At 34.7% G+C, this 11,971-nt stretch carries 13 protein-coding genes and 2 tRNA genes; 11 read left to right on the top strand and 4 right to left on the bottom strand.

The features are described 5' to 3' along the window. Positions 1-4 precede the first annotated feature (4 nt). Positions 5-997: a UDP-glucose 4-epimerase GalE gene (galE, locus tag F3I00_RS08275; RefSeq protein ID WP_020807438.1), complete on the bottom strand. Its 993-nt coding sequence runs from the start codon at positions 995-997 to the stop codon at positions 5-7. Positions 998-1,230: 233 nt separating this feature from the next. Here galE and F3I00_RS08270 point away from each other — a divergent pair, with 233 nt between their 5' ends. The 5 genes from F3I00_RS08270 (at position 1,231) to F3I00_RS08250 (ending at position 5,390) form a co-directional block, all read left to right on the top strand. Continuing rightward, complete coding sequence (locus tag F3I00_RS08270; protein WP_020807437.1) at positions 1,231-2,562, top strand: FAD-containing oxidoreductase; 1,332 nt, start codon at positions 1,231-1,233, stop codon at positions 2,560-2,562. Positions 2,563-2,637: 75 nt separating this feature from the next. Then, entirely contained in the window at positions 2,638-3,495 is an 858-nt protein-coding gene (locus F3I00_RS08265) for an aldo/keto reductase (RefSeq protein WP_020807436.1), read from the top strand. Between the two features lie 99 nt (positions 3,496-3,594). Further along, positions 3,595-3,667, top strand: a tRNA-Thr gene (locus F3I00_RS08260). 146 nt (positions 3,668-3,813) lie between these two features. Further along, a complete protein-coding gene (locus tag F3I00_RS08255) occupies positions 3,814-4,788 on the top strand; it encodes an Rpn family recombination-promoting nuclease/putative transposase (protein WP_159311076.1) in 975 nt (324 codons plus the stop codon). A gap of 80 nt (positions 4,789-4,868) precedes the next feature. After that, positions 4,869-5,390, top strand: coding sequence for a GNAT family N-acetyltransferase (locus F3I00_RS08250; protein ID WP_020807434.1), 522 nt, complete (start codon positions 4,869-4,871; stop codon positions 5,388-5,390). Here F3I00_RS08250 and psiE read toward each other — a convergent pair. Beyond that, a complete protein-coding gene (psiE, locus tag F3I00_RS08245; protein WP_020807433.1) occupies positions 5,385-5,789 on the bottom strand; it encodes a phosphate-starvation-inducible protein PsiE in 405 nt (134 codons plus the stop codon). The genes F3I00_RS08250 and psiE overlap by 6 nt on opposite strands. A gap of 144 nt (positions 5,790-5,933) precedes the next feature. On the opposite strand from psiE, the gene F3I00_RS08240 reads away from it, so the two are divergent. From F3I00_RS08240 to F3I00_RS08220, 5 genes are all read left to right on the top strand, one after another. Next, on the top strand, positions 5,934-6,656 hold the full coding sequence (locus F3I00_RS08240; RefSeq protein ID WP_020807432.1) for a putative ABC transporter permease: 723 nt from the start codon (positions 5,934-5,936) through the stop codon (positions 6,654-6,656). A gap of 229 nt (positions 6,657-6,885) precedes the next feature. Continuing rightward, positions 6,886-7,665, top strand: coding sequence for a hypothetical protein (locus F3I00_RS08235; RefSeq protein WP_020807431.1), 780 nt, complete (start codon positions 6,886-6,888; stop codon positions 7,663-7,665). A 224-nt stretch (positions 7,666-7,889) separates the two neighbouring features. Then, a complete protein-coding gene (locus F3I00_RS08230) occupies positions 7,890-8,783 on the top strand; it encodes a hypothetical protein (RefSeq protein ID WP_020807430.1) in 894 nt (297 codons plus the stop codon). Between the two features lie 183 nt (positions 8,784-8,966). Beyond that, positions 8,967-9,038: transfer RNA gene (locus tag F3I00_RS08225), tRNA-Gln, on the top strand. Between the two features lie 58 nt (positions 9,039-9,096). Beyond that, positions 9,097-9,417 (top strand): DUF898 family protein, encoded by a 321-nt coding sequence (locus F3I00_RS08220; protein WP_020807429.1) that lies wholly within the window; start codon positions 9,097-9,099, stop codon positions 9,415-9,417. A 45-nt stretch (positions 9,418-9,462) separates the two neighbouring features. Here the strand turns inward: F3I00_RS08220 and F3I00_RS08215 are convergent, their stop codons facing one another. After that, a complete protein-coding gene (locus F3I00_RS08215) occupies positions 9,463-10,449 on the bottom strand; it encodes a Gfo/Idh/MocA family protein (protein ID WP_020807428.1) in 987 nt (328 codons plus the stop codon). A gap of 5 nt (positions 10,450-10,454) precedes the next feature. Then, positions 10,455-10,796 carry a ribose-5-phosphate isomerase A gene (locus tag F3I00_RS08210; protein WP_201288370.1) on the bottom strand — a complete coding sequence of 114 codons (342 nt, stop codon included), beginning with the start codon at positions 10,794-10,796 and terminating at the stop codon, positions 10,455-10,457. A 115-nt stretch (positions 10,797-10,911) separates the two neighbouring features. Between F3I00_RS08210 and F3I00_RS08205 the strand changes: the two genes are divergently transcribed. Next, positions 10,912-11,961 carry an IS30-like element ISLga1 family transposase gene (locus tag F3I00_RS08205; protein ID WP_024273014.1) on the top strand — a complete coding sequence of 350 codons (1,050 nt, stop codon included), beginning with the start codon at positions 10,912-10,914 and terminating at the stop codon, positions 11,959-11,961. Positions 11,962-11,971: the final 10 nt, after the last annotated feature.

Genomic DNA, 11,971 nt, shown 5'->3' with positions numbered 1-11,971 from the left:
ACCTTTACTTATCTTCGTAGCCCTTTGGATGGCTCTTGTGCCAGTTCCAAGCAGTTGCAATTACATCATCAACATTTTCATGTTTTGGCTTCCAGCCTAAGACTTTACGAGCCTTGCTTGAGTCAGCAACTAAAGAATCAGGATCTCCGCCTCTTCTTGGTCCAATAGTGTAAGGAATGTCAATGCCAGTAACTTTTTTAGCAGCTTCAAGGATTTCTAAGTTTGAGTAGCCTTGAGCAGTACCTAGGTTGAAGACGTCAGACTTGTTAGTTTCCATCACGTGCTTAAGTGCCAAGATATGAGCGTCAATTAAGTCTTCAACTTGAACGTAGTCGCGGACATTAGTACCGTCTTTAGTGTCATAGTCGTCACCAAAGATAGTAAAGTTGCCATCGCCAGAAATAGCACTCTTTAAGATGTTTGGAATTAAGTGAGTTTCAGGACCATGGTCTTCACCAATTGAACCGTCGCTTGAAGCACCAGCCACATTAAAGTAGCGAAGAGCGATTGACTTAATGCCGTCAGCTTTGTCAGCCCAGTGCATAATCTTTTCCATCATCATCTTGGTTTCGCCATATGGGTTGATTGGATCGAGCGGTGTATCTTCAGTAATTGGTAAAGTCTTTGGAATACCGTAAGTTGCAGCAGAAGATGAGAATACTAGGTATTTAACTTTAGCGTCATCCATTGCTTGCAGAAGAGAAATCATACCTGAAACGTTATTGTCGTAGTACTTAAGTGGTTTCTTAACTGATTCAGGAACTAATGAGTAAGCGGCAAAGTGCATTACAGCATCAATGTTTTCATCACGTAAGATTTTGCTTACTAAGTTAGTGTCTTCAATATCGCCTTGGTAAAACTTGGCTTTCTTGTCAATAGCCTTTCTGTGGCCGGTGTAGAGAGAATCAAGGACAACGACATCGTTACCTTCTTCAATTAATTTTCTAACAGCGTGAGAACCGATATAACCGGCCCCACCAATAACTAATACTCGCATTAACTAGTTACTCCTTTTTTATTAAATAATAACCGAATCAAGTTAATTTTAGCACAATAACTTATTTTGAAAATTCTAATTAAAAAATTTGTGTGTTGCCACTATGATTCTTTATTTTTTCTTTGATATTAGATAATCACAAAAAATTATAAGCAAAAATAGTGCAATTTTATATTATATGTTTAAAATAATAGTTAAAGAAGTAAGCTTATAAAAAGTAAGAGGATAAAATTATGAAAACAATTAAAAATATTATCATTGGTTTTGGTAAAGGTGGGAAAACTTTAGCTAAGTTTTTAGCTCAAAAAGGTGAAGAAGTATTAGTAATTGAAAAATCTAATAAAATGTACGGTGGTACTTGTATTAATATCGCCTGCTTACCGTCAAAAAGATTAATTATTGAAGCTTCAAATGGTGTCTCATATGTGGATGCAGTGAGTGGAAAAAATGAAATGACTGCACAATTGCGGAATAAAAACTATCATATGTTAGCAGATGAAAAGACAGTGACAGTTTTGGATGGTGAAGCTCACTTTATTGCGGATCATGAAATTGAAGTAGTTTTAACTAATGGTGAAAAGGAGCAGTTTAAGGGAGAGCGTATTTTTATTAATACCGGAGCTGTTCCGGTAATGTTACCAATTCCAGGTTTAAAAGAAAGTAAGTATATTCTTGATTCTACGCAAGCAATGGATGAAAAGAAAATGCCAGAAAATCTAACAATTATTGGTGCTGGTTATATTGGGTTAGAATTTGCAAGTATGTTTGCAAAATACGGCAGTAAAGTAACAGTGCTTGATCATAGCAGAGAATTTTTAAGTAGAGAAGAGGCCGATATTAGTCAATTAGTCAAAAAGGACTTAGAAGATGCAGGGGTTCATTTTGAACTTGGAGCTGATATCAAAGAAATTATTGATGAAGAAAATGAAGCAAAAGTTCGTTATCAAATAAACGGTCAAGAAAAAGAAATTAGCGCAAATCGGATCTTAGCTGCAACGGGAAGAAAGCCGAATATTGAAAATCTTGGTTTAGAAAATACTTCAATTGAAATAACAGACCGCGGTGCAGTTAAAGTAGATGATTTTTTAAGAACAACAGTTGATAAAGTATGGGCGATTGGAGATGTTAAGGGTGGTCTTCAATTTACATATATTTCTTTAGATGATTTTAGAATTATTAAAGATCAATTATTTGGTACAGGTGCACGGATGATCAGTGATCGTAAAGTGGTTCCTTATAGTGTCTTTATTTCACCTGCTTTGTCTCAAGTTGGCTTAAATGAAAAGCAAGCACACAATCAAAATAAGGAATATAAATTATTTAAGTTGCCAGTTGCAGCCATTCCAAAAGCAAAAGTTGCTAAAGATAGTAGAGGTTTGTTTAAGGCTTTAGTTGATCCTGAGACTGAAGAAATTCTAGGCGCAACTTTATATGGAATTGAATCTTATGAGTTAATTAATATGATTTCTTTGGCAATGAAGGCACATCTTTCTTATACGGTTTTAAGAGATCAGATTTATACTCATCCAACTATGTCAGAAGCCTTTAACGATTTATTTAAGTAGACAGGCGCATCTCTGTTATAAAAGTTTCATAACTTGCTTTTATAATACGGTTAGATATAGAAATGAGGTAGATGTATGAGTTTTAATTCACTTGAAGATACATATACATTAAATAATGGTGTAAAGATTCCAATTATTGGATTTGGAACTTGGCAAACACCGGATGGGGATGTTGCAGAGCACGCAGTAGAATCTGCACTCAATGCAGGATACCGCCATATTGACACTGCCGCAGCTTATGGCAATGAAGAAAGTGTCGGAGAGGCGCTTAAGAGAAGTGGTGTAAATCGTCATGATTTGTTTATTACAACTAAGCTTTGGAATGCAGACCATGGTTATAGATCGGCTAAGGCAGCAATTGATAGGAGTTTGCAAAATTTAAAGGTTGATTATTTAGACTTGTACTTAATTCACTGGCCTAATCCTGTTGATATGCGTGACCATTGGGCTGAAGCAAATGCTGAAAGCTGGCGAGCAATGGAAGAAGCAGTACAAGCTGGAAAGATTAGGGCAATTGGAGTTTCTAATTTTAGAAAACGTCATTTAGATGAACTTCTGAAAACTGCAGAAATAAAACCTGTGGTTAACCAAATTATGCTTAATCCAAGTGATTTACAACCAGATGTAGTTAAAGTTAATAATGAATTAAAATTACTTAGTGAAGCATATAGTCCTTTAGGTACTGGTGGCTTATTAGGTAATGAAACTGTCAATGAAATAGCTAGTGAAGTAGGAAAATCTCCAGCGCAAGTTTTAATTCGCTGGTCTTTAGAACATGGATTTTTACCACTACCTAAGTCAGTTCATGACAAGTACATTCGAGCAAACGCTGAAGTGTTTGATTTTAACTTGAGTTCTGAACAGATGAATAAATTAGATAGTTTACATGGAGTTAGTGGTTTAGCTACTGATCCAGATACAGCTAGCTTTTAATTAGAAGTCGGAGTAGATACTACTTCGATTTTTTATTTGCAAAAATTTGTTGATACTTTACAGAGAAAGAAAATCTTTGTTATAATTCTAATGTTAGTTGCTGAATTAGCTCAGTTGGTAGAGCGCTTCCCTCGTAAAGAAGAGGTCGCCAGTTCGATTCTGGCATTCAGCACTCAGGGTATTAACTAAAGAAGCCTTTCAAAGAGTTCCGTAGAACTTGCTTTGAAAGGCTTTTTTTACACATTTTTAATATAATGAAAAAATTCGGCATTTTTTCGCGTAATAACTAATAGAACAAAAGTATGAAAGAGGTGCCGAATGAAAAATATGCACAAAAAACCATGGTTCGGTTTTACAGAAGACATGGTGTTTGGCGAAGTAATGTCAAATAAAGAATTTTGCAAGCATGTTTTGCAAGGAATCTTGCCAGAGTTAGCTATTGAAGACATCTATTTTCCACATAAGCAAGAAGAAATAAATGATCCTGAACATTATGATCAGAAAGACGTTCGTTTAGATATCTTAGTTGAAGATTATAATCATAATCTCTATAACATTGAAGTACAGACAACAAACACTGATGATATAGCACGCAGAATGCGTTACTATGCTGCGAAGGCAGATCAAAGATATACTTTGAAGAAAGGAAGTACATATCGAAATCTAAAGAATGTCTATATAATTTTTCTCTGCTCATTTAATTTAGCTGAAAAGAAGCCAATTAAAAGTAAGTATTTAACTATAAATTCTGATAACCAAACAGATGTATTGCAGGATGGACTGACCAAAATTATAATTAATTCAAATGGAATTCCTAGTGGAAATGAAACTAAGACTTTACTTAATTTGGTAAAGCTAATGAAAAACTTGCCTATATCTGGTGATGCATATTTTGATATTGCTCAAAATAGAATTAAAGAAATTAATAGTGATGAGAAATGGAGGGATATGATTATGGATTATGAAACTAAGCTGCTAGAACGTGAACAAGATGCAGAAGAGAGAGGCTTAAAACGAGGAATTGAAAAAGGAATAAATCCGGGAATACAGCAAGGGATGCAGCAAGGAATACAACAAGGAATACAGCAAGGCATTCGTCAAGGGATTCAGCAAGGTATCGAACAAGGGACGAAAGAAGGAAAGAAAAAAGAAAAATTAATAGGAATAAAGAAATTGATTCTAGCTCTAAAAGATTTTGGTGGAAACGATCAACAAATTTTACAACGTTTAGAAAAAGATTATGGAGATAGTTTTTCTAAGGAAGAATTAGAAAAATTTTTGAAGGAAAGTTAGAAATAAACATTATGAAAAGCAGGTTTTTTTTCCCTGCTTTTTTAGGTATACTATTAGAAAAATGAAAGTAGTGAAAAATAGTGACTTTAATTTATACACGTTATGCTAATAATCATGATTTATCTGAAATTATGATTATTATTAATGAAGCAAAATTATTTCTAAAGCAAAGCGGAAGTAGTCAGTGGCAGGGCAGTTATCCTAATGAAGAAACGATACAAAATGATATCAGAAATAAATGTGCTTTTGTCTTAGTAGTAGATAATCAAGTTGCTGGTTATGCAGCCAGTATAATTGGCGAAGAGCCAACCTACCAAAAGATTGATGGTTCTTGGAAAAATAAGACATCTGATTATGCGACTTTTCATCGATTAGCTATTAGTAATAAATACCGCGGAATGCATCTTGCAAACTTGATGTTTTCGGATCTAATCTCAATAATGGTTAGCCAAGAAATTAGAAATTTTAGAATTGATACGTCACGTGAAAATAGAATCATGCAACATTTGGCTTTAAAGCATAATTTTAGTGAACGAGGAATTATTCAGGTAGAGGAGGATCCAAAAGATCCTAATCGATTAGCCTATGAATTGAATTTATAGTTTTATGTGTCTATTCAAAATAACGATTCCGATAATTAATAATAAAATTGCAATTGAATGAATTAAAATTTGCATAGGCTCCCCATGAGCAGTAATTAAATTTCTTAACAAGGCGGTAATTCCTAAGCTCATCAAAAAATTTAAGCTTGTATGTCCCATGTGTTTAAGGGCTGCAACAATCATTGCTGAAAACTCAAAAAAGAGGAAGAAAGTAACAATCTCATCCAAAACTTTGATTGGTATGTGAATGAAGCTATTTCTAATCATTCTTTGTCCAATTGCAAATAGTTGTCCAAACATTAGAACAATAAGTAACGCGCCTAAAATTCCTAAAGCGATCATGATAAAAAAGCGGAGAAAGTTTGCATATTTGCTAGCAATTTTATTGAATTTCTTCATTATATATACCTTTCATATGTAGATAAGTTTATTTTTACGCTTTTTAGCTAATTTTTCCAGAGTTGTTTTAGGATGCTATTTAGTTAAATAATGATATCTTTAATATAGAAGAAATACTAAAGTTTGTTCATGAGGTTATTAAAAATGCCATTTACTTTTTCTGAAATTATCGTGCTCTTTTTTACATATTCAGTGATTGGTTGGATGTGGGAGACGATATATTGTTCAATTAAAGATCATCATTATGATTATCGTGGATTTTTGTTTGGCCCGTATTGTCCGGTTTATGGATTTGCAGTAACTACCATTTTAATCTTTACTTATCATATTCAGGATAATCTTTTCCTATTGTATGTAGTAGGAATAATAGTGGCGACAATTTTTGAGTATTGCGCGAGTATATTTTTACAATATGTTTTTCATATGAAGTTATGGGATTACTCCCATTTGTGGGGGAATGTACAGGGGAGAGTTGCTCCAGTAATTTCTTTATTTTGGGGAGTAGGAGTGGTCTTTTTAGTAAAAATCATTCAACCTTTTATTCAAAAGATAATTAATTGGGAAGAAGCGAGAACTCATGGCTACTTGGCATTAATTATTTTATTAGGAATGGGGACAGACTTTGTTCTTACAATTATCAGTGTTGAAAAGTTTCATATTAGTACTAAACGATGGGACGAGCGATTAAATACGCAGATAAAGCTAGATGAAAATAGGCTTAATCAACGTTTTGATAAATTACTTGAGTCACTGTCATGGAATCAAAAAAGATTTCTTACAAGTTTCCCACAACTTAAATTTACGGATATAGATCAATTTAATGCAATTAAGCATAAAAGAATGATTAGAAGGAAAAATAAGAGTTAGAGCTACTAGCCCTTATTTTTTTTGCCCTTTTTGCTACAGAAAGGTTACATCGTTACATTATTGTAATTTAAAGCACAAATATTACAAGAATGTAACAAGATGAAATATATCCTTAATTTTCCGGGAACTATTCTGAAATATTGGGCATGTATTATATATGCTGTAAATTGAAATTGACGAAATAAATGATTCAAATCGAATTTATCAAGGAGAGAATTTAATTTTGAATATGCTTAACAATAATTTGAAATCAACTTTAACTAAAACCGCTGCAGCAGCTGCTCTTACTTTAGCAGGTGCCGCAATTGTAAATAATACTCAAAATACTGTAAAGGCCGCAGAAGTTACTGTTGGCCAACAAGAAAAGATTGTTACAATTAACTATCTTCCACATAAGAGCATTGCTGTTTGGAATTCATACGGTCCTGATAAGCAAATGACTGGTCAATACTTACCACACGCAACTGCTTGGAAAGTTATCAGAGCTGCCTACGATGATGCAGGTAACAAGTGGTACGACCTTGGTGCAAACCAATGGGTAATGGCGAAGTACACTCGCTTAGGTAAAGATACTGTTGACCCTAATGTTGCTTCAGAATTGTTTACTTCACAAGCAAGTTCATACAATACTGCAGCACAAACTCAAACTACTCAAGGTTCATACTCAGCTCCTAAGACTTCAGTAGGTTCTTACTCATCAGTACAAAGTACTCAAACTCAACAAGCTCCAGTACAAAAAGCACAACCTTCACAATCACAATCAAGCTACACTTCAAACGTATCTGGTTCTGAAGCAGCAGCTAAAGCATGGATTGCAGGACGTGAATCAGGTGGTTCATACTCAGCAAGAAATGGTCAATACATTGGTAAGTACCAATTATCAGCATCATACCTTGGTGGAGACTACTCAGCAGCAAACCAAGAACGTGTAGCAGATAACTACGTAAAGTCACGTTACGGTTCATGGACTAATGCTCAAAGTTTCTGGCAATCAAACGGCTGGTACTAAAAAATAGCGAATAGTTAAAAAAGAGATGTTTCAATGACATCTCTTTTTTGTACCCCGAATATTACAAGAAAGCGTGTGTAAATTACAAATATTACACAAACTGTAACATAAGGCACTTTTATTTAATAATGTAGTAGCATTTATGTTATAGTTTTGACATTTTGAGACTGTATTATGTAACTTGTAAATTAAATGACTGACAAATATGAAAGGAAGAATTTCTCTTGAAATTTCAATCTATCTTAACTAAGTCACTTGCAGCAGCTGCTCTTACCGCAACTGGTTTGGTAGCTTTAAATTCACAAAATACTAATGACGCACAAGCTGCTACTATTGTTCAAAATGATACTAATGTTGTAACTATTAATAATGCAAATTCTACTGTTGCCGTTTGGGATGGCGTTGAAAATGCTCACTTTACTGGCAAAGAATTAGTACATGGTACAACTTGGAAAGTTATCAGAACTGCTTATGATGCCATGGGTAATAAGTGGTATGACCTTGGCGCAAACCAATGGATCATGGCTAAGTACACTGTAGAAGGTGGAAATGCTGCAACTGCTAAAGTTGCTACTGCTACAACTGCTCAAGCTCCTGTTCAACAAGCTCAAGCTTCAGTACAAAAGCAACAAACTACCCAAGTACAACAATCAGCACAAAAGCAAACTACTTCTGTAGCTTCACAACAAGTAAATACTCAAGCTAAGGCTGCAACTCAAGTTCAACACCAAACTGTTGCACAAGCTCCTAAGACTAACTACAACTACAATGTACAACGTACTTACTCAGCTCCAGTACAACAAAGAACTTACAGCTACGCTTCAGCACAAAAACAAACTACTCAAGTAGCACAAAAGACCCAAACAACTACTAGCTACACTTCAAATGCTTCTGGCTCTGAAGCTGCAGCTAAGGCTTGGATTGCAGGACGTGAATCAGGTGGTTCATACTCAGCAAGAAATGGTCAATACATTGGTAAGTACCAATTATCAGCATCATACCTTGGTGGAGACTACTCAGCAGCAAACCAAGAACGTGTAGCAGATAACTACGTAAAATCACGCTACGGTTCATGGACTGGTGCTCAAAAGTTCTGGCAAACTAACGGTTGGTACTAATATCAACTGAATTATAATTAGGAAGATCACCTTTTTGGTGGTCTTTTTTTTATTTAACTTTTTTAAGATAATAAAGTTTATTTTGATAATTTTGTTGACAGCTTTTACTATTTATAATATGATATTAAACGTTGAGTGATTAAGTTCATTCAAATAGAGCCAACAAGTAAAAGGCTTGAAGGATGGGTTATAGCCAAGTGGTAAGGCAATGGTTTTTGGTACCATCATGCGCTGGTTCGAATCCAGCTAACCCAATAGTTTTGCCAGGTTGTTACCTGGCTTTTTTTTGTACCTAGAAATGAGGTTTATTCTGATGGAAACAAGACATGGGCGTAATTCATTTTTTGATGGTGGTTTGCTATCTTTCATTGGCTGGCACCTATTAGGAACAATTATTACAGTTTGTACTTTCGGTATTTGTTACCCTTGGGCAGTGTGCATGATTTATGGATGGGAAATCAATCATACTGTAATCGAAGGATATCGGATGAAATTTACCGGAAGTGCATTTGGTTTATTTGGTAATTGGATAAAGTGGCTTCTATTAACGATTATTACTCTTGGCATTTATGGCTTCTGGGTTGGAATAAAGATTAGAGACTGGAAGGCTAGAAATACGATTTTCATTAATTAATAAAAAGACTAGGAATTTTTCCTAGTCTTTATGTTTTATATACAGTTATTTTTCGTCAAAAGGATATTTCATCCCCCATGAGGTACGGACACTAGTTAAAATATGGGCTACATCTCGTGAAATTGCTAATTCACCATCATCATGTCCTTGAGATATATAACGTTCCATGTCTTTGACCTCATATTCAAGGGCCTCAGAAGTGCTTCCAGCATTGATTGTCTCATGACGTTCTTCATGAGCACTAGCTGTATAAGTAATTTGCGCTTCTGTTGCACGCGGATAATTTGATATCTCAATATAACCTTTAGTTCCGGAAATTACACCGCGCTTTGGTTGCTTAGCTCGCATTGAAAGAGCCATGACTGCCATCTCATCTTTAGTGTTCTTAAGAATGATTCCTGATTGTTCATCAACACCAGTTTCAAAAAATTTTACTGTGGTAAGAATACTTTCAGGTTGTTTTGATAAAAACATTCTGGCAAATGCAGTAGCGTAGCCGCCAATATCAAGCAGAGCTCCACCTGCTAAATCTTTATTAAAGAAGCGGTTATTAGGATCATAATCTTTTAAGCTACCAAAATTAACTTGGACTAGCTTAATTTGACCAAGCTTACCATCACTAATCAATTTTTTTACCTTTTGATAAATAGGCATATGGTAAAGCGTAAATCCTTCAGAAAGAATTAAATGCTTATCTTTTGCTAATTTTTCCACTTCGTCAAATTGATCTGCATTGACCGTAATGGCCTTTTCGCAGAAAACATGTTTACCAGCCTTTAAGGCTTTTTTGATATAGTCATAATGAAAAGTATGTGGTGTAGCAATATAAATGATATTGATATTTGGATCTTGAATCATTTCATTTGGACTGGTGAATAAATGCTTAATGTTTTTTTCAGCTGCAAATTTTTTTAAACTAATTTCATTTGGGTTAGCAGCTGCATATATTTCGCCTTTAACTGCTTGAAGAGCATCTGCCATTTCATGTGCAATCCAACCGGTACCAATAATTCCCCAATTATATTTTGTCATTTTAATTATCCTTTCTTTATTTCAATTGCTTCATTGTTGCTTTCGGTAATAATACTTGTAACAAGATTTTTAAAATAAGAACTACTTATAACGCCATTTTGCTTTAGAAGAAAATCATTTAATTGTTCAATGTCTGACCAAGAATTGTTGGGATAAATATCAATTAAGAGATTGCCCAATGGTGAATGAGCGAATGATGCTACTGACTGGCTCAAACGAATCTTAGCTGTATATCCTTGGGGTATTTTTTTCATTAAATTATTTAAACAATTTGGAATGATTTCAATACACAAGGAAACAGTAGGATTAAGCGTCTCTTTAAAACGTTCTTTTGGTAATAATAAAATATATTCTTTTCGTTGATTGTAAAATCAAATTGAACACTTTAGAAAAATAAAAAGTCCATTCGGACCTGTTTGATAGAATGTTAATAACCACAAAAACTTTCTATTGGAGGTCAAAATGGACTCTTTACATTCTACCATGAATCGGCACGTTAAAGGAAAGCATTTATCATTTGAAGAGCGAGTTATTATTCAATTGCGTTTGAAAGATGGCTGCTCTTTGCGTGCAATTGCTCGTGAACTCAACTGTTCTCCTTCTACTATCAGTTATGAGGTTAAACGTGGCACTGTAAAACTGTATCATGGTAAAGTCAAAAGATACAAGGCTACTCAAGGACATGATGTATATCAAGCTCATCGTAAAAATTGTGGGCGTAAATCAGACTTTCTCAAAAAAAATCAATTTATTCACTATGTCCACAAACATTTCTTTAAAGACGGTTGGTCGCTTGATGTTTGCAGTAATCGTGCCACTGTTGCTGGCGAATTCTCTAGCAGCGATGTTGTCTGCACCAAAACTCTTTATAATTACGTTGATAAGGGCTTATTAGGCATTTATAATTACGACTTGCCTGAGAAGCTTAAACGCAATACCAAGCTTCATCGTGTTCGCAAAAACAAGAAAAAGCTTGGCAGAAGTATTGAAGAACGTCCAAAAGAAATTAGTGAACGTAATGAATTCGGTCATTGGGAATGCGATTTGGTCCTTGGACATAAGACTAAAGATGATGAAGTGCTGTTAACCTTATCTGAGCGCATGAGTCGTGAATTCTTAATTATTCGTATTCCCGACAAGACTTCTATCAGTGTCATGCAGGCCTTTAAAGAACTCCAAAGACAATACAGTGAACACTGGAATGATATTTTTAAAACTATTACCACTGATAATGGTTCAGAATTTGCGGATCTGTACAACCTAGAAGAAGCCTCCAATACACTGGTTTACTATGCCCATCCTTACACTTCTTGTGATAAGGGAACAGTTGAAAGACACAATGGTCTTATTCGCAGATTCATTCCTAAAGGAGAAGCAATAGCTAACTATTCTTTACAAAATATCATTGACATTGAAACCTGGTGCAACTCATTGCCAAGAAAGATCTTAGCTTATCATACACCAGATGAAATCTTTGAAAGAGAATTAGATCGAATCTATCAAGCAGCTTAACCAAAAGTGT

Origin of the sequence: Lactobacillus sp. JM1 (assembly GCF_009834385.1) — a bacterium.
Lineage (GTDB): Bacteria > Bacillota > Bacilli > Lactobacillales > Lactobacillaceae > Lactobacillus > Lactobacillus paragasseri.
This window is presented reverse-complemented; position numbering and strand designations above follow the sequence as displayed.

What these genes read in the sequence shown, in the direction of transcription:
- galE (WP_020807438.1), bottom strand. Translation starts at nt 997, where the DNA reads ATGCGAGTATTAGTTATTGGTGGGGCCGGTTATATCGGTTCTCACGCT.
- F3I00_RS08270 (WP_020807437.1), top strand. Translation starts at nt 1,231, where the DNA reads ATGAAAACAATTAAAAATATTATCATTGGTTTTGGTAAAGGTGGGAAA.
- F3I00_RS08265 (WP_020807436.1), top strand. Translation starts at nt 2,638, where the DNA reads ATGAGTTTTAATTCACTTGAAGATACATATACATTAAATAATGGTGTA.
- F3I00_RS08255 (WP_159311076.1), top strand. Translation starts at nt 3,814, where the DNA reads ATGAAAAATATGCACAAAAAACCATGGTTCGGTTTTACAGAAGACATG.
- psiE (WP_020807433.1), bottom strand. Translation starts at nt 5,789, where the DNA reads ATGAAGAAATTCAATAAAATTGCTAGCAAATATGCAAACTTTCTCCGC.
- F3I00_RS08240 (WP_020807432.1), top strand. Translation starts at nt 5,934, where the DNA reads ATGCCATTTACTTTTTCTGAAATTATCGTGCTCTTTTTTACATATTCA.
- F3I00_RS08235 (WP_020807431.1), top strand. Translation starts at nt 6,886, where the DNA reads ATGCTTAACAATAATTTGAAATCAACTTTAACTAAAACCGCTGCAGCA.
- F3I00_RS08220 (WP_020807429.1), top strand. Translation starts at nt 9,097, where the DNA reads ATGGAAACAAGACATGGGCGTAATTCATTTTTTGATGGTGGTTTGCTA.
- F3I00_RS08215 (WP_020807428.1), bottom strand. Translation starts at nt 10,449, where the DNA reads ATGACAAAATATAATTGGGGAATTATTGGTACCGGTTGGATTGCACAT.
- F3I00_RS08205 (WP_024273014.1), top strand. Translation starts at nt 10,912, where the DNA reads ATGGACTCTTTACATTCTACCATGAATCGGCACGTTAAAGGAAAGCAT.